Below are 20135 nucleotides of genomic sequence, written 5' to 3' on the forward strand. Positions count from 1 at the left end.
TTAAAACTCAAACTGATAGAGCACATCTAATGCCTGATTAATACCAGACACCGCCTCCAGATACAACCTGGGCATCAATCGATAGCGTAATGTTAACGTCGCCAATGAGTCAAATATACCGACACCATATTTTACCTGTAGGTCTTTGGTGACATATCCGCTAACGACCACTTGCGAACTATCTCCTACGCCCTGAGTATCCAACGCCAGATCGCTTACGCCGAACGCCTCACCGATTTGCCCCACCAGCTTGCCGCTCTGCGCCACCCCCATGCCGATGAGCATTGAGGTCATCATGCTGCTATCGGTGCCAGAACTGCTCAGACCCTGGCCACGCAGTAAGTATGACAAAGCCTCTTGCTGAGATTTGACCGGATCGGAGAACACCTCAAGCTGCGGCGCATCTGCCAACCCAGTAACCCGAACCCCAGCGGTGACGCCATCTTCGGTAGAATCTGGGTTACGAATCGCTTCAATATTCAGCAGCGGTTGATCCGGCGGCCCGGAGAACAACAGCAGGCCTTTCCGCACGATCAGATCCTGCCCATAGGCACGGAAACTACCGGACGGAATATTAATTTGGCCGTTTAACCCCAAACCGCGCTGATCCTGAACCATTTTCAGATCGCCTTGCAGGCGCGCTTTCAGGCCAAAAGCGTTCAGACGAACATCATTGCCAACATGAATAAGCAGATTACTGTTAATCGGAATACCCGCGCTTCTTGGGGCGATAGGCTGAAGGTTGTTATTCAACATCACTTCATCCGGAGATACGCCAACCGCGCTTTCCGGCACTTCTTGTACCGTTATACGCGCCCACGGAATATCCACAGAACCGTTAAGAGAGAACAGCTGCGGGGTAGCTTCAAACACAATATCCGGTGATACATCAACGCGAACCATTGGTGGGATAGTGACTCGCAGCTTATTGCCTTTCGCCGCGATACGGGCACGCCATGCATCGATATTGCGCCAATCCGCGCTCCCATCAAGATTAAGCTGCCCGTTTGTGGTTCGAATCAACCCTTCCAGAGTGGAGGTCATGCCATCAAAATTCACGGCCAGACGCCCATCAGTAATATCAAATGGCATCCAGCTACCGTCAATATCCATGTCTTCAAGCGCCAAACGCCCGAAGACCAGTGGATTTTTGGCATTGCCACCAAGACGCAGGTTGGCGTTCAACATCCCTTTGGCTTTCTCGCCGTCGCTGAGAATCGGGTTAATCATCGCCAGCGAAATATGACTGATAGCAATATTACCAGAGAGATTTCTGCGCCCTTGCGGATCCGCGACCTGCACCTGACCGTTAAACTGGCCGTTATTTGTCAGCTTAATTAGCCAATCGGCCTGAGCCCGGCCATTATTCAGCGCCGCGTTCAAATTCAGGGTATCAAAGGCCAGCGGCAGAGGATTCCCCTGAACCATCTGTTTAACGTTAACCCCTTTACCCACCAAAGAAACCTTGGCCTGAGGCAAGGCACCACCTTCTGCCCAGCTCACGTCCGCTCGACCGCTGAATACGCCGTTTAGCGTGGTATCCGGCCCAAGGAAGGGTTTAATCATCGCCAAATCAAAGCGATTAAGCACGATGCTAGCTTGCCCGCTTGGCCCAGCTTCAATGGTACGTGGCACACAAAGTTCGGCATTCGGGTTCTGCCAGCAGTGCGGCCCGATGGTGATTTTCTGCGCCGTATTGAGATAATCCAGAGCAATAGCGCGATTTAAACGCCATTCTCCAACTGGCGTGTCAAAGCGGGTATTGTTCAGATTGCCACGCCAGCGCTGCTGTTGACGATCGAAACTGCCGTCCAGCGCCAACTGGCCAGAAACCGGCTCTCCCTGAACGTTTAAACGTAGCTGATGCTGCTTTTCGCTCCCTTTGGCATCTAGCGTCAACAGACTGACCAATAAGTCGTCCTGCTTCAGTTGCTCAACCCGTACCGCCAGTTGCCCCTGAATCTGCTCAGCAGAACGCACATCGCCATCGACCTTAATCCGGCGAATATGTAGTGCTTGCCATTGCAACCCCGTCGCGGTTAGATCGGCCAAAAGCTGTGGTGCTGCAAGATCGCCGCGCAGCTTCAGATTGCCTTTAACCACGCCAGCCAAACCTGGCAGAGCGCCATCTAACTGCGGCGCGTCCACATTGGCGTCGAGAACCCATTTGTCATTCAGATCGCCCTTCACATCCAGCTTATTGCGACCCAACGCCAGATTGATACCCGGAATATGCCATTGTCCGGCGGCATTGCCGGTGAGAGAGCCTCTGGCCGTGACGCGATTCTGTTTTACGTTACCGTCTAAAGTCAGCTCTGGAACATTAAGCTGCCAGCTGCCGCCGTGCATACTGCCGCGGGTGACAATCTTGCCGTCCAGTTTCGCCGGCCATTCCGGCCACTGCTTCGCCGTATTGATGCCGTTTAGCGTCAGAACCGAGTTCCAGCTAATAGCGTGACTCCAGTCGGCTACGCCAGTTAGATCGGTATTTCCTTGCAGTGCCGCCAACCGCAAACGCGTTAGCCTAAACTGCTCAACGTTGCCTTTCCCGTCCAAAGTAATGACGGCGGGAGGAATATCCGCCCCTTTTACGTCTGCGCGAATAGACAACGCATAATCTGAGGCCTGTCCGTTAAAGCGCGTTTTGAAGTTATTGACCTGGAACTGAGCGTCGCCGGTAAAAGGCCAACGCAGCTGCTTGCTTTGTAAGGTCAAAGCCAGAGGTAAACCGGCTTTAGCCAGTTCAGTTTGTGCTTCAAGCTGAGCGCTGACCGGGCCGGACAAATTTAGCGCCACAGTGAGTTGATCCCGCAGGCCGCCGCCCAGGTTCAGTTTGATTTTCTCGCCTTTCAGCGGCTCAACGTTAACGGCACTATTTACCACCAACTCCAACGGCCATTTATCTGCCAACGTAGCCTGCCCGCTGGCGGTCAAGCCACCCTGCGGGGATTTAATATCCAACGTTTCCAGCGTCACCCTTTGATCTTGCGTGCTGGCTTTCAATATCAGGCTAGTGATTAATGCTTCGGTATCGCCGGTCAAACGCAGCTGTTGAGCATTGATTTCCTGAATCTGCAAATCGACAGGCAAACGAAAATCAGGCAACTCTGGCAGCAACGGCTTGGCGAACAGGGCTTTTAACGTTTCCCCTAGCGGTTTTTCAGGCTCGGAGGACTGAGCTAAATCTTGCGTTGGCGCGGAATCAGCCACTTTCTCCGCTGCTTTTTCCGTGGCTTCTTTGACTGCAATCGCCGTGTCTACCGCCGGTTTCATTGCTTCCGGCACGGCAACTGGCGTGGTTTTCGGTAAGGCAATCAACAACCCGCTAATTTTGGTCGGCATCAAGGTTAACGCGCGTTGTTGCCAGTGAGCACCAGTGCGGAACTCGTCCAGCGAAATCGCCGTATCGTCGATGGTCACTTTGACATGGTTAATCGCCAGCAGCCGCAGAGTCATCGGATACGGCGTGCTCAGCTCGCCCATGGGTTCGCTATCCGGCGGCACAGGCTCAGAAGGCGGCAGCAATTTTGTATCGACAACCACGTCAATATCCTGCGCCGTCAAAGCGTTAACACACAGTTCGCTACGTTTAAGACAAGATAACTGCAGGGAAAGATGGAACTGGCCGGCTTTCACCGTCACGCCCGGCATTTGGTACTGAATGCCTTTCAGCGTGAGATCCCGCCAGCCGCCGCTGACACTGGCAATATCCAGCCCCGGCACCCAACGCGCCGCGCTGTTGATCAGAAAGTGCAAACCGGTAGTGGTGCCGAGCAAACCGGCCACAGTGCCGATCAGCAACAGCAAAATGAGTAAAAATGCGATACTGAGTTTCTTTAGCCAATTCATAGTTCAGGCCCCAAACCAATATAGAATTGGACTCCGTGGGTTTCTTGATCGCCAACCGGCGCTGCAAGGTCAAATTTAATCGGTCCAACCGGGGATTCCCAGCGCACGCCAACACCCGCGCCGGTTTTAAAATCGCTCTTACGGATATCGTTCACAGCTTCACCCGAATCGATAAATACGGCACCCCACCATTTTCCAGTGACGTTATATTGATATTCGATGGAGCCAGTAGCCAACTTGGATGCGCCGCTCAATTTACCGGAACTATCCAGCGGTGAAATGCTTTGATATTTATAACCCCGCACGCTGCGATCGCCACCGGCGAAGAAACGCAGAGATGGAGGGACTCGATTAAAGTTATTGGTTTCGATCCAACCGAGATTTCCTCGCGCAACGAAGCGGTTTTTCTCACCTAATGTACGAATCCACACGTTTTGCGCCTGGAACACGGCAAAATCGACGTCGGAACGCCAGGTGGTATCAGAAACGTCCACCGAGTAACGCTGGCTGTCTCCCCACGACGGCATCGCGCCGCCGCGCTGACGGGTGCGATTCACACTGGCGCCCGGATACAGCAGCATAGTGGTATCCGTAACGTTACCCTGCGTAAAGTGGTCCAGACTCCAGCGCAGATTGATAGAACGCTGCCAGCCGCTGGACATATCCCAGAAACGCGCCACATTCAGCGTGGTGGTGTCAGATTTGGTGTCATTCAGATCGGTACGTTTGAAACCGCCCTGAAGCAGATAATATTGCTCAAGTGGATTTTTCAGCAAAGGAATGCGGTAGCTAAAATCAAGACTTTGCTCAGGGGCCGAAACGTTGGCGCTCGTCGTAAAACTGTGGCCACGATTATTCACCCAGGGTTTACGCCAACTGGCTTTTACCCTTGGGCCGATATCGCTGGCAAAACCACCGCCTAGCTCAACGGTATTTTCCGTGCGGGGCGTCAGCACGGCGTCTAATGGCAATGTTTTACTTTTCTTCGCATCGCGAAAATCAGGAGAAACCACCACGGAGTTAAACCAGTTGGTGGCCGCTAAACGGCGGTTGAGTTCGGCTAAATCGTCCGAGCTGTAATCTTGCCCTGCGTGGAAAGGAACCAAATTTTGCAGGTAATCTTCGCGAATTTGTGAACCCTGAAAACTCACCGTACCGAAACGATAACGTTCGCCGCTGTCAAAATCGATATCCCAAAAGGCTTTCCGTAATTCAGCCGCTACGCCTAACTGACTTTTGATCATGTTAGCGTCAAAATAACCCCGGCGTAACGCCAGATTAGTCAGCGAACCTTTGAAGCTATCGAATTCGCCGTGGTTCAGAATTGAACCGATTTTTGGCGTGTCCCGGCGTACCAGAGCCAGATAGGAAGGATCGGTTTTCGCACCGCCTTGTAATACGATATCAACGCTGGCTATTAATACCGGTTCACCCGGAGTGACCTTCACCATTAATATTGAACGCGCCGGTGCAGGCTTGGGCTGTAAATCAAATTCAATGATGGGATCGTAATAGCCAAGCGCTCTAAGTCCCTGACGGATTGCTTCGTCCACCCTGGCACGGAACCGGCCATCGGCGCTGACTTCATCGGTGCCGATAGTTGATAATCGCGCCCGAACGTTTCTTTCCAAATCCCCGCTAAGACCTTCAACCTGCAGCCGAACATTGGCGGCATAAGCAAACGGTGTTGCGAGTAATGCACACAAAAAACACACAATAGGGTATCGAGACACGCGTACTCCTGATTAATTTTTACTTTCCTGTAAAAAAACGATCTCACCGGCTAACGGATATATGACGGTGTTTTCACACCATATTCCCCTTTATGAAGACCGATTTAAGCCTGTCGCCCCTAAGATTCTGCGTTAAGCTGATACATTAACGCAATATGCCTCTTATTGTGTGCAAACTCGCAATCAGATACAACTATCTATCCTTTAACACTGTGATAACCGGAGTTCATTTTGCTGCACAATTCAGAAAAATCAGCCGTTATTAACGCACAAGATGCCCTGCCGGGACGCACCACCCCGATGCCGGTTGCAACTACTCACGCCGTAAATGGCCACTCGATGACTCATATTCCAGAAGGTATGAAAGAAGCGATTTTTGCCATGGGCTGTTTTTGGGGCGTAGAGCGCCTGTTCTGGCAACAACCGGGGGTTTATAGCACCGCCGCAGGCTACAGCGGAGGCTATACACCAAATCCGACTTATCATGAAGTTTGCAGCGGCCGCACCGGCCACGCCGAAGTGGTGCGAGTGGTGTTTGATCCCAAAGTGATTGGCTACGACCAGTTACTACAGATTTTCTGGGAAAACCACGACCCGGCTCAAGGAATGCGTCAGGGCGGCGACATCGGTACTCAGTATCGCTCGGCTATCTACGTATTGACCCCGGAACAGGAACAGCAGGCTAACGCCAGCCGCGCCCGATTCCAGCAAGCGATGGCAGACGCCGGTGATAAGCGCATCATTACCAGTGAGATTACTGCGGCGTTGCCTTTCTATTATGCGGAAGACGATCACCAGCAGTATCTGTATAAAAATCCTCACGGCTACTGTGGTTTAGGGGGCATTGGGGTTTGCCTGCCACCGAATTTGTAGGGGCTAGCGGGCATCTGATTGCTGCTGCTATACTATCCGGGCTGTTGACACAGCCCAATGGCGGCTTTCCTGCCCGCCATTTTAACTTTTATGTATGACCCTTCCTTACGATCGCCGACTGAATCGTCGGTACGACACGGATAGATTATGTTAAACAGTATTTTACTGATTCTTTTTCTGATCGCGGTAAGTGCCTTTTTCTCTTTATCGGAGATATCGCTGGCTGCTTCACGCAAAATCAAACTTAAACTTCTTGCTGATGAGGGAGACATCAACGCACTTCGGGTGCTGAAACTGCAAGAGACGCCGGGCATTTTCTTTACAGTAGTGCAAATCGGCCTGAATGCCGTCGCTATTTTGGGTGGTATTGTTGGTGACGCCGCTTTCTCGCCGTCATTCAAAGTGGTGTTCGAGCGCTTTATGTCGCCAGAAATGGCAGACCAGGTCAGTTTCATCTGCTCATTCGTTCTGGTAACCAGCTTGTTCATCCTGTTTGCCGATTTAACCCCGAAGCGCATCGGTATGATTGCACCAGAGACAGTCGCCGTCCGGATCGTCAACCCGATGCGTTTCTGCCTGATGATCTGCCGTCCGTTAGTGTGGTTTTTCAACGGCATGGCCAACCTGATTTTCCGTTTATTCAAGTTGCCAATGGTTCGCAAGGATGACATTACATCTGATGACATCTACGCCGTCGTGGAAGCCGGAGCATTAGCTGGGGTACTGCGCAAACAAGAGCACGAACTGATTGAGAACGTTTTTGAGCTGGAATCCCGTACCGTTCCGTCATCAATGACATCTCGCGAAAGCGTGATTTATTTTGACCTGCGGGAAAGCGAAGAAAGCATCAAAGAGAAAATTGCGACTCATCCGCACTCCAAGTTTTTAGTTTGCGACGGCCATATCGATCAGGTCGTAGGCTACGTCGACTCTAAAGACTTGCTAAACCGCGTGCTGGGCAACCAGAGTTTGGTACTGAGCAGCGGCGTACAAATCCGCTCGGCGCTTATAGTTCCGGATACTTTAACGCTTTCTGAAGCGCTGGAAAGCTTCAAAACTGCCGGAGAAGACTTCGCCGTTATTCTTAACGAATATGCATTGGTGGTTGGGATTATTACTCTGAATGATGTAATGACCACGCTGATGGGGGATTTAGTCGGCCAGGGGCAGGAAGAACAGATTGTTGCTCGTGATGAAAACTCATGGCTGATTGAAGGCGGTACGCCTATCGATGACGTGATGCGCGTGCTGGATATCGATGAGTTCCCGCAGTCTGGCAATTATGAAACCATCGGCGGTTTTATGATGTATATGCTGCGTAAAATTCCGAAACGCACGGATTTCGTCAAGTATGCGGGCTACAAGTTTGAAGTGGTCGATATCGATAGCTACAAGATCGATCAGCTACTGGTTACCAAGCTCACTGATACTCCGGCTCCCATTCTGCCCAAAGCGCCGCACGAAAGCAGCGATGCCTGATTGATACGAGCAGAATGACTTGCTGAAAATACTAGCGGCCCCATTATCGGGGCCGCAATTCATTCGGCGCTACTGCTTTTACGCCTTATCAACCCATTTCTGCCTGTAGCCGTAGAACCTGGCGGTTGACCTCGGACATCACGCTATAGTGGCGTTTATCTCGTACTTTCGGTGGCAAAATCTTACCTTTGTCGAATTCAAAAGCCCCCATATCCTTGATGTATAGCCGACCGCGGAATAGGGTTTTGACATACATCGCGACTTTAGCGGGGTTGTAACGCTGGAAGATCCTCATTTTTTTGCTTTCCTCCCATGACACAAATACGCTCCGCGAATGGCCTAAGCGACCAGGATCACAGGTAGCGTAAGATAATTGCAGAGTAATAGACCTGAAGAGTGGCGCTAAGTTCCGCCAAAAGTAGTCATACATACTGTGTTTACATAAAATTACAGAATCACACGAACATAAACGGCCGTTAAGGCAGAATAACCATCTAAACAGTAACGATTACTAAAATCGGCATCAGACAGGACAGACCTCTGATCTGCACCTATGATTTGAAAACTTGCCTCAATTCGCGGCGCAAGTGCCTAATTCCATCGTTCAGCATCGTCAAGGACATCACATGATAAAAAATAGCCTGCTCATTCTTTCCCTTATTTTCACACCTTTGCTTGCCTCGGCTCATAACATTCAACTCGATCAGCGTGTGCCGCCGGTGGGTGTTAGTGATAAAGGTGAACTGGATTTGGCTAATAATAAGTTTAGCTATAAAAACTGGAATAGCTCGCAATTAGCCGGCAAAGTCCGGGTGGTGCAACATATCGCCGGCCGCAGCAGTGCCAAAGAGATGAATGCCCCCTTGATTGAAGCAATCAAGGCCGCCAAATTACCGCACGATCGTTACCAAACGACGACAATCGTCGATACCGATGACGCCATTATCGGCACTGCTATGTTTGTGCGTAACAGCATTGAAGACAGTAAGCGTGAGTTTCCCTGGTCGCAGTTTATTGTCGACAGCAATGGCAACGTGAAGAAAGCTTGGGATCTGGCCGCCAAAAGCTCCACCATCGTGGTGCTGGATCAGCAAGGTAACGTTCGTTTCGTTAAAGATGGGGCATTAAGCGCGGAAGAAGTGCAGCAGGTCATCGCCCAACTGCACCAGTTGCTGAAGTCTTAAAACAGCGACACTCTGAAGCCGGGGTTCAGGAAAGACTCACGCGGGGTATAAGATAAAGGTTTGCCCTGCCAATCATTGACCTGCGCTCCGGCTGCGACGGCCACCGCATGGCCTGCGGCGGTATCCCAAACGTTAGTCGGCCCAAAACGTGGATACAATTGCGCCTTTCCTTCGGCCACTAGACAAAACTTGAGGGAAGAACCGACGGATACCGTTTGATGCTCGCCCAACTGAGCCAGATAGTCTCTTAGCTCGTCATCACTGTGGGAACGGCTCACCACCACCAGCGGCAGTTGCGCATCACGAACCTGGATCTGCATCCTACGTCCGCCTTCCTCTTTCCACGCCTGCCCGTTCTCAGCGCTGTACATCACATCCGTCACCGGCGTATACACCACGCCCAAGATTGGCGCGCCTTGCTCGATCAGCGCGATATTCACGGTAAACTCACCGTTTCGGTTAAGAAATTCTTTAGTTCCATCCAGAGGATCGACAAGCCAGTAACGCTGCCAGTGCTGGCGAATTTCCCACGCCGGAGGATCCTCTTCCGACAACAGGGGAATATTCGGCGTCAGCGCTGCCAGACCGGCTTTAATAATATGATGCGCCGCCAGATCCGCTGCGGTTACCGGCGAATCATCTTTTTTGTGTGCTACATCAAGAGGTTTCTCTCCATCGTAGACGGCCATAATCGCCGCCCCGGCATCGCGTGCCAACTGGCAAATTTGCTCTAACATCATCCACCTCTGAAGTTATCTATCATTCTTTTCGTCGCTGTTCGGCTCACCGCAGTCCGGCTGTTACCAGTCGGCAACGCCCTTTTCCCTCTATTTATTTTAGAGGTAAATACCAAAATAAACTTCACCTAAAGGATGAATTCGGCTTGAGTAGCAGACTAGTGAATTTTGCCATTAATAGCCATCGCCAACTTAACATGTAATAAAATCAAGGGGATTAACCTGCCGCATCTGTGAGCGTCTACGCGTTAATCTGGCTGGCTTTCTGCCAAACTTCACACTTTGTTGCCACAATTAATTAAAATTACATCTGCTTTTGCGATACATGTCGAATAGCTCTCATATGGAAAGCCACAATGGAGAAAGCCATGATAAAGCGTCCCCTGACGTTGTCCCTACTCGCCTGTCTGATTGCCAGCGCGGCTCAGGCCGCTACGGTTGATTTACGCGTATTGGAAACCACCGATCTCCACAGCAACATGATGGATTTCGATTATTACAAGGATAAACCGACTGAACAGTTCGGTTTGGTTCGCACTGCCAGCCTGATTGACGCAGCGCGTCAGCAAGCGGTTAATAGCGTACTGGTAGACAACGGCGACTTAATTCAGGGCAGCCCACTCGGGGATTACATGGCAGCCAAGGGATTGAAAGAAGGCGAAATTCATCCGGTCTACAAAGCAATGAATACGCTGGATTATGCCGTAGGAAACATCGGTAATCACGAGTTCAACTACGGCCTGGATTACCTGAAGAAATCTCTGGCGGGAGCAAAATTCCCCTATGTAAATGCTAACGTGATTGATGTAAAAACCGGTAAACCGCTGTTCCAACCTTTCCTGATCGCCGATACACCGGTTAAAGATCGCGACGGTAAAACCCATAATTTACGCATTGGTTATATCGGTTTTGTTCCGCCACAGGTCATGATCTGGGATAAAGCCAATCTGACGGGCAAAGTCCGTGTAGACGACATCACCGAAACCGCGAAAAAATGGGTACCGGAGATGCGTAAGCAAGGGGCTGATTTGATTATCGCCATCCCGCACTCAGGCCTATCCAGCGAGCCGTATAAAACCATGGCTGAGAACTCGGTTTATTACCTCAGCCAGGTTCCGGGAATCAACGCAATTATGTTCGGGCACTCCCACGCCGTCTTCCCAAGTAAAGATTTCGCTGCGATTAAAGGCGCGGATATAGCGCAAGGTACGCTAAACGGCATTCCAGCAGTAATGCCGGGCCAATGGGGTGACCATTTAGGCGTTGTAGACTTTGTACTGAATAACGATAAAGGTAGCTGGCAGGTCGAACAGGCGAAGGCAGAAGCCCGCCCTATCTACGATAAAACCAACAAAAAATCGCTGGCACCGGAAAACGCCAAGCTGGTTAAAGTACTGGCCGATGACCATAAAGGCACCCGCGATTTTGTCAGCCAACCTATCGGAAAAGCCTCCGATAATATGTATAGCTTCCTGTCGCTGATTCAGGACGATCCAACGGTACAGATCGTCAACAACGCTCAGCGCGCCTATACCGAACACTTTATTCAGGGCGATCCGGATCTGGCCGATTTACCCGTGCTTTCTGCCGCAGCGCCGTTCAAAGCAGGCGGTCGCAAAAACGATCCGGCCAGTTTTGTTGAAGTCGAAAAAGGTGATTTAACCTTCCGTAATGCCGCGGATTTGTATCTCTACCCCAATACTCTGGTCGTAGTGAAAGCCAGCGGCGCTGAGGTGAAGCAGTGGCTGGAATGCTCTGCCGGGCAATTCAATCAGATCGATGTGAAAAGCAGCAAACCGCAGTCGCTAATTAACTGGAACGGTTTCCGTACCTATAACTTCGACGTGATTGACGGCGTTAACTATGAAATTGATGTGACACAGCCGGCTCGCTACAACGGCGACTGTAATCTGATCAACGATAAAGCCGAACGTATTAAAAACCTGACTTACAAAGGTAAACCACTAGATCCAAAGGCCACTTTCCTGATTGCGACCAATAACTACCGCGCTTACAGTGGCAAATTCGCGGGCACCGGCGATGACCATATTGCCTTTGCTTCACCGGATGAGAACCGTTCGGTACTCTCTGCCTATATCAGCGCAGAAACCAAGAAGAACGGTCAGGTTAAGCCTCAGGCTGATAACAACTGGCGTCTAGCCGAAATCACCAGTTCGCAGCCGTTGGATATTCGTTTTGAAACTTCACCAAGCGCCAAAGCCGCTGAATTTATCAAGCAAAAAGCCCAGTATCCCATGAAGGCACAGGGACTGGATGACATTGGTTTTGAAGTTTATCAGGTCGATTTGCAGAAGAAGTAATCCCTCCTTAAAGCGCTCTACGGAGCGCTTTTGCTCTTTCTCCCTCATCCTTACTACCTCTTAATAACTATGGCACACACATTAACATGCATTTATAATGCAACTTATAGAAGTTACACATTAAAGAGGTGTCATAATGGATTACCGCAATCAATCTCTCGGTTCTCTGGCTATTGCCATACCACGAGCCACAACGTTATTTCGCCGGTATGAACTCGATTTTTGCTGCGGAGGGAAACAAACTCTACAACGTGCCGCCGAGCGCAGGGCTCTGAATATTGACGCGTTGGAAGCGGAGCTCACCATGTTGCAAAAAGAAACTCAGGCAGTGCAGAACTGGCAAGAGGTTCCACAGGAGCACCTGATCAGTTTTATTCTCAACCGCTATCATGAACGGCACCGCGAGCAATTGCCGGAGCTGGTGTTAATGGCAGAAAAGGTAGAGCGCGTACATGCCGCAAAACCCACCTGCCCACGAGGTTTAGCAGTGCAGCTCAGCGTGCTACATCAGGATTTATTACAGCATATGGAAAGAGAGGAAAAAGTGTTATTCCCCATGATTGCCAAAGGAATGGGGAAAATGGCTAGCGTGCCGATTTTCGTGATGGAATCAGAGCACGAAGCGGCAGGGCAGCAATTGGAAACCATCAAACAGATCACCAATAACATCACGCCCCCACCTGGAGCCTGCACCACCTGGCGCGCACTTTATGCCAATCTCAACGAATTCGTCGGCGATTTGATGGAACACGTTCACTTAGAAAATAATCTGCTATTTCCCAGAGCGTTAAGTGGCAACTAAGTCGTAGAAAAGCCATAAAAAAAGAGCGATCCTGGATCGCCCTTTTTCACACTAACCGCTCAGAATTTACAGAATTTCCAGCAGTTCTACGTCAAATACCAGCGCGCTGAATGGCGGAATAGATGCGCCAGCGCCACGCTCGCCGTAGGCCAGATTGTGTGGAATCGCTAACTGCCATTTAGAGCCAACCGGCATCAAAGTCAGTGCTTCGATCCAGCCTGGGATCACGCCGCTAACCGGGAATTCAGCCGGCTGGCCGCGTTCTACGGAGCTATCAAATACCGTACCGTCAACCAGACGACCGGTATAATGCACGCGCACACGATCCTGACGTGAAGGAATTGGACCTTCGCCTTGTTGCAGCACGGAGAATTGCAAACCGGATTCAGTGGTGGTCACTTCATCACGTTTAGCGTTTTCTTCCAGGAAGTTAGCGCCTTCAACAACCAGTGCCTGCTGGCGCTCCAGACGAACAGCATCGGCACGTTCGTGAACTTCACGCAGCGCGCGGTGAACGACATCAACAGGAACTGTTGGTGTATTCCCTTCCATTGCGTCGCGCAAGCCCGCCAACAGGGCTTCTGGCTGCAAATCCTGCAAGCCGGACTCTTGTAATTGTTGGCCTATCTGTAAACCGATACCGTAACTTGCTTGCGCTTCTACGCTATCAAAAGAAGGGGTTGTCATGGATTTTCCTTAATTCTCTAAAAAGTCGAAGGTGCAAGCATAACAGCAGCAAGGGAGTAGGGTAAAATCTTGCATCGCTAATGATGACTTTTGTCGAAGAAAAAGAAACAATGGTTCTGCACTGACTTAAAACAGCCCGTTCGGCAGCATTATCCCTGTTTCTTTCTGCATCAATCAGTTAGCAAACTATACTAACAAGTAACAGGGAAAAGGTTCCATCCAGCAGTCGCTGATCGAGCACTGTGATTTTTTTTACGTCGTTGAAAGAGAGGTCACCATGGGCAGAATCGCGCCCAGGAGAAGGAAAAACAATCGGGTCTACCAGCCTTTGTTACACACTTGGCTAACTATCCGGCAGCGAATTCTGCCAGATAAACCGACCGATGAGCCTGAAAACCGCGTCAAAGCCGAGCCCTCCATTGGCGAGCCCGATCTCTTACCGCCAGAAACGGTAATGGATGACGACAAAGTATCAGCACCGCAGATCAAGTCGCCGGGAAAGCAAGCCGTGATTAAAGACTGGCTGCAAAAAATCTGGCATCTGCCGGATGATTTCCATTGGATGGAGCCCTTGCCTCTCTTCCATCGCCGCTGGGTCATCATTGCCGCAGCGGTATTGTTGCTGGCACTGCTTTGGCCTTCTTCCGGTAACAACGGCAGCGGGCAATTCCCGGTGACGGCAGAACCGACAGATATTCCGTTACAGGCCGAATTACGCGGGAGCAATCCCGCAGTCAACCAGCCGTCCTCAACGTTACCGCAGGGGAATTGGCAAAGCTATCAGGTACAAGCGGGTAAAACGTTGGCCCAGCTGTTCCGCGATAATAATTTACCGGTAAATGAAGTGTTTGCCATGGCGCAGGTGGAAGGCAATGATAAGCCACTGAGCAACCTGAAAGCCGGACAAGAAGTGAAAATCATACTGGACGCGCAAGGCAGCGTAACCGCGCTGGCTATTGAAACGGCCAACAGTGCGGAAGTATTGTTTAGCCGCCAAGCGGACGGTTCTTACCGCCGCGATCGATAATCCTCAGCGCGAATGCCAAGGACTGATAAAGCCCAGATTTCGCAGCCATAATCTGGCCTGGGCTTTGATCCAAACGCCGCTGTCACCCATTTCTCTCTCTGTAGGCTATCTGCGCCCAACCAAAGGCTCGCGGCGTGATATCGCTACGTCTGGATGCTGGAAAGGAATTATCGCAACTGGCAGGGTTACAGGGGCTTTTTTGTCGTTCTCAGAAAAGCAAAACGCCAGCTCGAGGCTGGCGTTTTAACGGTTAACAGCAGCGTAACTTACGCTTCTGCAACCACAACTACGTTCAGTTTTGCGAACACGTCGCTGTGTACCTGGAAGTGAACTTCGTGTTCACCAGTGGTACGCAGAACGCCATTCGGCAAACGAACTTCGCTCTTCGCTACTTCAACGCCCGCTGCAGATACTGCATCAGCGATGTCACGAGTACCGATAGAGCCGAACAGTTTACCTTCATCCCCTGCTTTAGAGGAGATTGTAACACTGCCCAATTCGTTAATTTTAGTTGCGCGAGCTTCAGCGGCAGACAGAACTTCAGCCAGTTTGGCTTCCAGTTCTGCGCGACGCACTTCGAAGAACTCAACGTTTTTCTTAGTTGCCGGCACAGCTTTGCCCTGCGGTACTAAGAAGTTACGAGCGTAGCCCGCTTTAACGTTAACTTGATCACCCAGGCTGCCCAGGTTTGCTACTTTATCAAGCAGAATAACTTGCATTACCATATCCTCTCAAAGTCGTTAATGGACAGTGGCCGATTACTGATGACGATCAGTGTACGGCAACAAAGACAGGTAGCGCGCGCGCTTGATAGCACGGGCCAGCTGACGCTGGTATTTGGCACGAGTACCGGTGATACGGCTCGGGACAATTTTACCGCTTTCGGTGATGTAATTTTTCAGCGTAGCGATGTCTTTATAGTCAATCTCTTGAACGCCTTCCGCGGTGAAACGGCAGAACTTGCGACGACGGAAATAACGTGCCATTAGGCTAGTCTCCAGAATCTATCAATTCAATCTGCTCGGCATGCAGAACCAATTTGTTAAGCCCATTGCGCCCTTGATGGCAACTAATGAAGCCTTCCACGGTTAACTGACTGCCGACCGTTATACTGTGAGTTAATGCTTGTGACTGGTGTCCACTGACAATCACGGGCATTCGGCACCATGTTTGTCGGCTAAATCCGGCTTCCTGCTGCGTTGAACGGTGCTCAAGCACGAACTGGCAGTGAGGAATACCAGAAGGACTCACTTTTCGAATGGGTGTCTTGCACACAGTGCCAGAGAGTACCAGTCGATTAGCGGCCACCACGGCAATTACTCTTCAGAATCCCCAGCTTCAGAATCATCATTGGTTTCTGACGCGAAGTCGTGACGCTCACGGCGTTCGTCTTTCGCTTTAACCATTGGTGATGCTTCAGTTACCGCGTTTTTAACGCGCATAACCATGCTACGGATAACGGCGTCGTTGAAGCGGAAGTTTGTTTCCAGCTCATCGATCGCTTCCTGCGGGGCTTCAACGTTCAGCAGAACGTAGTGAGCTTTGTGCAGTTTGTTGATCGGGTAAGCCAGTTGACGGCGGCCCCAGTCTTCCAGACGGTGAATCTGACCAGCAGCGTTAGTGATTGTTGCACTATAACGCTCGATCATGCCCGGAACCTGTTCGCTTTGGTCAGGATGGACCATAAAAACGATTTCGTAATGACGCATCGAATTGCTCCTTACGGATTATTCAGCCTCCTGATAGGGTCAGCCGCGGCCCATGGAGGCAAGGAACGTGTTTGTGTGCGGCCGAAAAATGACGCGTAACTATACTTGCGCGAGGAGGGAAACTCAAGGATTGCAGAGGAATTATTCGAGCTATATCCGTTCTAGCCAATAAATAGCACTTTTTGTTCACCAAATGAACTATGGATGGAGATCCATTAGTTTTTTAAATCTTTCAACAAAATCATTAGGTCAGCGCAAAAATCATTCATATTTTTTGAAAGAGTCAGTCAGCAATAGCGCATTTATTAATTATAAAAGAGAACTACTATTAGTTACATCCACCGCATAACAAGCGGCGCAGCAGCCAGGAAACTTATTCAAAGTATATAAATAAAATATTGGAGTCACCTATGAAAATCACGCTCACTATCGCCGCGATCCTCAGTTTCTTCCTATCGGCCAGCACTTTCGCCGCCACTGAAATCACCGCTCAACAGGCAATGCAGCAACAGCGTGTCAGCGTTGGCGCAGTGTCACTGGGTCACAATGTGGTTTCCCCTGACGATGCAACCTCACAGGTTAGCAAATTAGCCGATGAACGCGGCGCAACCGCCTATCAAATCATCGCTATGCATGAACCTGGCGGCAACAGCTCTATTCAGATTAACGCTGTTCTTTACCGCTAGAATTGCAAAGATAAATACAACACCAGAGAAAGACCGACAGTAAAACAATACAGCCCTTAAAACACTTAACCCCCGTCTATCGGGGGTTTTTTCTGGCCTTTAGTGCCTATAAATAAATGCCAATAAATGAGCGGCTATAACTATAAATAGTGCCGGAAGAATGCCGCGCCCGCCGTCAGCGCCGTTGGCGTGATTTTATGGCCGATACCAGGCTCGGTCAGGTAACTTAGATGATGATCCAACCCCTGCTCTTTCAAAGCTGCGACCAGACGCTCACTTTCCACCGCCGGAACCACTTCATCCGCTTCACCATGCCAGACCAGCAAAGGTTTGCGGGCGATTCTCTCCAGTTGGTGGGTTACCTCATATTCAATCAACGGAGCAATTTGTCGTTCCCATTCATCCTGCTTTGTTGAACCAGCACTGGGCAAAGGAGGAAACAGCGTTTTGGCCAGAGAAGTGAAATAACCTGACCCCATGAAATTAGCGGCCGCCTTTATCCACGGATAGCGCACCAAGGCTCCCAGAGTAGTCATCCCGCCCATTGAGGCGCCGCCCACGCCGATTCGATCGCCATCAATTAATCCAGTTTGTTGATAGTGTTCTTTAATTCCAGCCATTTCATCAATATTTGAACGCAAAATCTGCCAGAAACAGCCTAGTCGCCGGGTTTCATCGCCGTCAAATCTGGCTCCGTGCATATCGGCATCCGGCATCACCACGCGAAATCCCGCCTGCGCCAGAGCATAGGCAAAATAGGAATACACTTCTTTGGAGGAGGTATAACCGTGATAGAAGAAAAGGGTCGGCAAAGGCTGATGACGCTGGCCTGCTGGCGCGGCGTGAATTACCTCAATGCCCTGTACTTTTTCTAACGACATTTCAACCATAACAACAGTCCTTATGGGTCAAACAAGCCTTATCAGCCAAACCAATTGTAAACGCACCGCCATAGTGCCAAACCTGCTGAATAAAGTCTTAAACCAATCTCCTCCGAGATATATCAGAAATGACACATATCTGGTCGTTATGAATGTTTGAGCGTTACACTGAGAGAAAGTGGGGCAATATCAACACAGGAAACACACCATGACCTATTATCGCGCCTTTGTCGTTCTACTGTTCACACTGAGCCTTTCCGCCTGTAGCGCATTGAAAACCACGCCGCTACCTCCTCCCGCGCCACAGCCTTTCGCGCAGGAAATTAACCGAGCTCAAAGCGGAACATTACAAAAAATCGGGATGGCTTCGGTGCAGGTATATGGCAGCCCGATGGATGCTGAAGCGGCACTCCGTAGCAAAGCCAATGCCAGCGGAGCCCGTTACTATTTAGTCATTATGAATAGCGATTATGTCATTCCGGGTCAGTGGTACTCACAGGCCATTCTGTATCGCTAAACGGCTGCGGCTCGGGTCAGTAACAGTTCGCAAAGCGGTTCCGGAATAGAATATTGATCCCGATGATCCAGCGTCATACGACACCATGCGTCGGCCAGCGACGGCGATGCAAAACGCAACAATTGAGCGGCACAGTTCAGATTAAACAGTTGCAGCGTCAATTCTCGCCCCTGTGCTTCCTGCGGATTTTTTAACCGGAAAGCCAACTGGCGCCAAGAACGGTCGAACAAACGATTCTGCCCGCGAACTTCATAAAAATTTTGATTCAGCATTTCTATCGCTGCGGGCTGCTTGCGCAAAACCCGCAGCACATCCAGACACATAATATTGCCGGAGCCTTCCCAAATACTGTTAACCGGAATTTCACGGTATAAGCGCGGCAATTCGCTTTGTTCGCAATAGCCGATTCCGCCTAACACCTCCATCGCTTCGGCGACAAAAGCGCTGCCCTGCCCGCATATTTTATACTTGGCGGCCGGCGTCATCAGCCTGCTGAATAATGCGTCTTCCGCGCTGCCGTGTTCCCATGCTTTGGCCAAACGGAATAACAGCGCCGTGTGGCCTTCCAAACGCAGCGCCATACGGCTGAGCACCTGACGCATCAAAGGTTGGTCGGTCAGATTCTTACCAAAGGCCTGCCGCTGGCTGGCATAATCCAGAGCGACGGAAAAGGCTCGCCGCATAATGCCGTGGCTGCCTAACGCACAATCGAAACGGGTATGGCCGCCCATTTTTAAAATATGGTGGATGCCTTCCCCTTCATCGCCCAATAGCCAGGCGATGGCATTATCAAACTCTACTTCGCTGCTGGCATTGGAGCGGTTGCCCAGCTTGTCTTTCAGGCGTTCTAAACGAATGGAATTACTGCTGCCGCCGGGCAGAATTTTGGGCATAAAGAAACAGGATAATCCACCTTCGGCCTGCGCCAAAACCAAGTGCGCATCGCTTTGCGGCACGGAGAAAAACCATTTATGACCGACTAACCGATAAGCTTCACCGGCACCGCGAGCGCCCAAAGGCTCTGCTCGCGTGGAATTACTCAAGACGTCAGACCCCCCCTGTTTTTCCGTCATTCCCATACCGATCAATAAACCGCGTTTTTGATCACCGGGAGCGACGTGAGGATCGTAACGATCGGAGAGTAAAGGAGATATCCAGGATTGAAATTGCGCAGGTAGGGATTGTTGCAGAAGAGGAATGGCACCGTAGGTCATGGTTATCGGGCAAAGGGTTCCGGCCTCAACCTGTATATGCAGCATCAAACGAGCCGCTCTGGCCACCACAGATCCGATACGAGCATCTTCTTGCCAGCTCAGATTATGCACCCGATTGCCTACCAACCCTTTCATCAGAACATGCCAGGCGGGATGAAACCTGACCGTATCCAGACGCCGTCCAGCTGCGTCAAAGCGTAATAGTTCAGGAGGATTTGTATTAGCCAAACGCCCTAACTCCAGCGATTCTGCCGATCCCAACTGCGCGCCCATTGAAATTAATACTTCATTATCCCAACCGGCTTGCTCGCGTATGACAGCTTCCCTTAACGCCATATCAGACAAAAATAAATTGCTGTTTGATAATGGCTCAGGCTGATTGAACACTTCGTGCGTCCGCCAATCCATACCTTTCTCCCTCAGATTCATTAGCATA

General features: G+C 50.6%; 19 protein-coding genes. 8 read left to right on the forward strand and 11 right to left on the reverse strand.

The window, feature by feature from the left end; translation table 11 throughout:
• On the reverse strand, window positions 1-3849 hold the full coding sequence (locus DBA33_RS09860; protein WP_064516080.1) for a translocation/assembly module TamB domain-containing protein: 3849 nt from the start codon (window positions 3847-3849) through the stop codon (window positions 1-3).
• The gene (locus DBA33_RS09865) at window positions 3846-5582 is read right to left on the reverse strand and encodes an autotransporter assembly complex family protein (RefSeq protein WP_120806341.1); all 1737 of its coding nucleotides are present in this window, start codon (window positions 5580-5582) and stop codon (window positions 3846-3848) included. Before DBA33_RS09865 ends, DBA33_RS09860 begins: the two co-directional genes overlap by 4 nt.
• A gap of 234 nt (window positions 5583-5816) precedes the next feature.
• Here DBA33_RS09865 and msrA point away from each other — a divergent pair, with 234 nt between their 5' ends.
• Window positions 5817-6455 carry a peptide-methionine (S)-S-oxide reductase MsrA gene (msrA, locus tag DBA33_RS09870; protein WP_084414384.1) on the forward strand — a complete coding sequence of 213 codons (639 nt, stop codon included), beginning with the start codon at window positions 5817-5819 and terminating at the stop codon, window positions 6453-6455.
• 147 nt (window positions 6456-6602) lie between these two features.
• Window positions 6603-7934 carry a hemolysin family protein gene (locus DBA33_RS09875; RefSeq protein WP_049599346.1) on the forward strand — a complete coding sequence of 444 codons (1332 nt, stop codon included), beginning with the start codon at window positions 6603-6605 and terminating at the stop codon, window positions 7932-7934.
• An 88-nt stretch (window positions 7935-8022) separates the two neighbouring features.
• Here the strand turns inward: DBA33_RS09875 and DBA33_RS09880 are convergent, their stop codons facing one another.
• Window positions 8023-8229 (reverse strand): DUF1107 domain-containing protein, encoded by a 207-nt coding sequence (locus tag DBA33_RS09880; protein WP_064516074.1) that lies wholly within the window; start codon window positions 8227-8229, stop codon window positions 8023-8025.
• Window positions 8230-8560: 331 nt separating this feature from the next.
• Here DBA33_RS09880 and DBA33_RS09885 point away from each other — a divergent pair, with 331 nt between their 5' ends.
• The gene (locus DBA33_RS09885) at window positions 8561-9118 is read left to right on the forward strand and encodes a YtfJ family protein (protein ID WP_049599340.1); all 558 of its coding nucleotides are present in this window, start codon (window positions 8561-8563) and stop codon (window positions 9116-9118) included.
• On the opposite strand, the gene cysQ is transcribed toward DBA33_RS09885, so the two are convergent.
• Window positions 9115-9855 carry a 3'(2'),5'-bisphosphate nucleotidase CysQ gene (gene cysQ, locus DBA33_RS09890; RefSeq protein WP_064516071.1) on the reverse strand — a complete coding sequence of 247 codons (741 nt, stop codon included), beginning with the start codon at window positions 9853-9855 and terminating at the stop codon, window positions 9115-9117. The two genes, DBA33_RS09885 and cysQ, sit on opposite strands and share 4 nt — an antisense overlap.
• 356 nt (window positions 9856-10211) lie before the next feature.
• On the opposite strand from cysQ, the gene DBA33_RS09895 reads away from it, so the two are divergent.
• Window positions 10212-12176: a bifunctional 2',3'-cyclic-nucleotide 2'-phosphodiesterase/3'-nucleotidase gene (locus DBA33_RS09895; protein ID WP_120806345.1), complete on the forward strand. Its 1965-nt coding sequence runs from the start codon at window positions 10212-10214 to the stop codon at window positions 12174-12176.
• A 136-nt stretch (window positions 12177-12312) separates the two neighbouring features.
• Window positions 12313-12978, forward strand: coding sequence for an iron-sulfur cluster repair protein YtfE (gene ytfE / locus DBA33_RS09900; RefSeq protein ID WP_064516067.1), 666 nt, complete (start codon window positions 12313-12315; stop codon window positions 12976-12978).
• A gap of 66 nt (window positions 12979-13044) precedes the next feature.
• Here the strand turns inward: ytfE and DBA33_RS09905 are convergent, their stop codons facing one another.
• Window positions 13045-13665 (reverse strand): peptidylprolyl isomerase, encoded by a 621-nt coding sequence (locus DBA33_RS09905; protein ID WP_064516065.1) that lies wholly within the window; start codon window positions 13663-13665, stop codon window positions 13045-13047.
• 277 nt (window positions 13666-13942) lie between these two features.
• On the opposite strand from DBA33_RS09905, the gene DBA33_RS09910 reads away from it, so the two are divergent.
• Complete coding sequence (locus DBA33_RS09910; protein ID WP_064516063.1) at window positions 13943-14692, forward strand: LysM-like peptidoglycan-binding domain-containing protein; 750 nt, start codon at window positions 13943-13945, stop codon at window positions 14690-14692.
• Window positions 14693-14958: 266 nt separating this feature from the next.
• On the opposite strand, the gene rplI is transcribed toward DBA33_RS09910, so the two are convergent.
• From rplI to rpsF, 4 genes are read right to left on the reverse strand one after another with little or no spacing between them, the layout of a single operon-like run.
• Window positions 14959-15411, reverse strand: coding sequence for a 50S ribosomal protein L9 (rplI, locus tag DBA33_RS09915; protein ID WP_049599324.1), 453 nt, complete (start codon window positions 15409-15411; stop codon window positions 14959-14961).
• A 39-nt stretch (window positions 15412-15450) separates the two neighbouring features.
• Complete coding sequence (rpsR, locus tag DBA33_RS09920; RefSeq protein ID WP_000135199.1) at window positions 15451-15678, reverse strand: 30S ribosomal protein S18; 228 nt, start codon at window positions 15676-15678, stop codon at window positions 15451-15453.
• 4 nt (window positions 15679-15682) lie between these two features.
• Window positions 15683-16003: a primosomal replication protein N gene (gene priB, locus DBA33_RS09925; RefSeq protein ID WP_049599320.1), complete on the reverse strand. Its 321-nt coding sequence runs from the start codon at window positions 16001-16003 to the stop codon at window positions 15683-15685.
• 5 nt (window positions 16004-16008) lie between these two features.
• On the reverse strand, window positions 16009-16401 hold the full coding sequence (gene rpsF, locus DBA33_RS09930) for a 30S ribosomal protein S6 (RefSeq protein WP_038241841.1): 393 nt from the start codon (window positions 16399-16401) through the stop codon (window positions 16009-16011).
• A gap of 410 nt (window positions 16402-16811) precedes the next feature.
• Between rpsF and DBA33_RS09940 the strand changes: the two genes are divergently transcribed.
• A complete protein-coding gene (locus DBA33_RS09940) occupies window positions 16812-17087 on the forward strand; it encodes a DUF1471 domain-containing protein (RefSeq protein ID WP_064516061.1) in 276 nt (91 codons plus the stop codon).
• A 140-nt stretch (window positions 17088-17227) separates the two neighbouring features.
• Here DBA33_RS09940 and yjfP read toward each other — a convergent pair whose 3' ends face one another.
• Window positions 17228-17977: an esterase gene (gene yjfP, locus DBA33_RS09945; protein ID WP_064516059.1), complete on the reverse strand. Its 750-nt coding sequence runs from the start codon at window positions 17975-17977 to the stop codon at window positions 17228-17230.
• A 199-nt stretch (window positions 17978-18176) separates the two neighbouring features.
• Here yjfP and bsmA point away from each other — a divergent pair, with 199 nt between their 5' ends.
• Complete coding sequence (bsmA, locus tag DBA33_RS09950) at window positions 18177-18485, forward strand: biofilm peroxide resistance protein BsmA (RefSeq protein WP_120806349.1); 309 nt, start codon at window positions 18177-18179, stop codon at window positions 18483-18485.
• Here bsmA and DBA33_RS09955 read toward each other — a convergent pair.
• Window positions 18482-20107 carry an isovaleryl-CoA dehydrogenase gene (locus DBA33_RS09955; protein ID WP_120806351.1) on the reverse strand — a complete coding sequence of 542 codons (1626 nt, stop codon included), beginning with the start codon at window positions 20105-20107 and terminating at the stop codon, window positions 18482-18484. The two genes, bsmA and DBA33_RS09955, sit on opposite strands and share 4 nt — an antisense overlap.
• Between the last annotated feature and the right edge of the window lie 28 nt (window positions 20108-20135).

Source organism: Yersinia sp. IP36721 (assembly GCF_003634395.1).
Lineage (GTDB): Bacteria > Pseudomonadota > Gammaproteobacteria > Enterobacterales > Enterobacteriaceae > Yersinia > Yersinia entomophaga.

Excerpts from the sequence above, each read along its gene's own strand:
- DBA33_RS09860 (WP_064516080.1), bottom strand. The coding sequence starts at position 3,849 with ATGAATTGGCTAAAGAAACTCAGTATCGCATTTTTACTCATTTTGCTG.
- DBA33_RS09875 (WP_049599346.1), top strand. The coding sequence starts at position 6,603 with ATGTTAAACAGTATTTTACTGATTCTTTTTCTGATCGCGGTAAGTGCC.
- DBA33_RS09880 (WP_064516074.1), bottom strand. The coding sequence starts at position 8,229 with ATGAGGATCTTCCAGCGTTACAACCCCGCTAAAGTCGCGATGTATGTC.
- DBA33_RS09885 (WP_049599340.1), top strand. The coding sequence starts at position 8,561 with ATGATAAAAAATAGCCTGCTCATTCTTTCCCTTATTTTCACACCTTTG.
- cysQ (WP_064516071.1), bottom strand. The coding sequence starts at position 9,855 with ATGTTAGAGCAAATTTGCCAGTTGGCACGCGATGCCGGGGCGGCGATT.
- DBA33_RS09895 (WP_120806345.1), top strand. The coding sequence starts at position 10,212 with ATGGAGAAAGCCATGATAAAGCGTCCCCTGACGTTGTCCCTACTCGCC.
- ytfE (WP_064516067.1), top strand. The coding sequence starts at position 12,313 with ATGGATTACCGCAATCAATCTCTCGGTTCTCTGGCTATTGCCATACCA.
- DBA33_RS09905 (WP_064516065.1), bottom strand. The coding sequence starts at position 13,665 with ATGACAACCCCTTCTTTTGATAGCGTAGAAGCGCAAGCAAGTTACGGT.
- DBA33_RS09910 (WP_064516063.1), top strand. The coding sequence starts at position 13,943 with ATGGGCAGAATCGCGCCCAGGAGAAGGAAAAACAATCGGGTCTACCAG.
- rplI (WP_049599324.1), bottom strand. The coding sequence starts at position 15,411 with ATGCAAGTTATTCTGCTTGATAAAGTAGCAAACCTGGGCAGCCTGGGT.
- rpsR (WP_000135199.1), bottom strand. The coding sequence starts at position 15,678 with ATGGCACGTTATTTCCGTCGTCGCAAGTTCTGCCGTTTCACCGCGGAA.
- rpsF (WP_038241841.1), bottom strand. The coding sequence starts at position 16,401 with ATGCGTCATTACGAAATCGTTTTTATGGTCCATCCTGACCAAAGCGAA.
- DBA33_RS09940 (WP_064516061.1), top strand. The coding sequence starts at position 16,812 with ATGAAAATCACGCTCACTATCGCCGCGATCCTCAGTTTCTTCCTATCG.
- yjfP (WP_064516059.1), bottom strand. The coding sequence starts at position 17,977 with ATGGTTGAAATGTCGTTAGAAAAAGTACAGGGCATTGAGGTAATTCAC.
- bsmA (WP_120806349.1), top strand. The coding sequence starts at position 18,177 with ATGACCTATTATCGCGCCTTTGTCGTTCTACTGTTCACACTGAGCCTT.
- DBA33_RS09955 (WP_120806351.1), bottom strand. The coding sequence starts at position 20,107 with ATGGATTGGCGGACGCACGAAGTGTTCAATCAGCCTGAGCCATTATCA.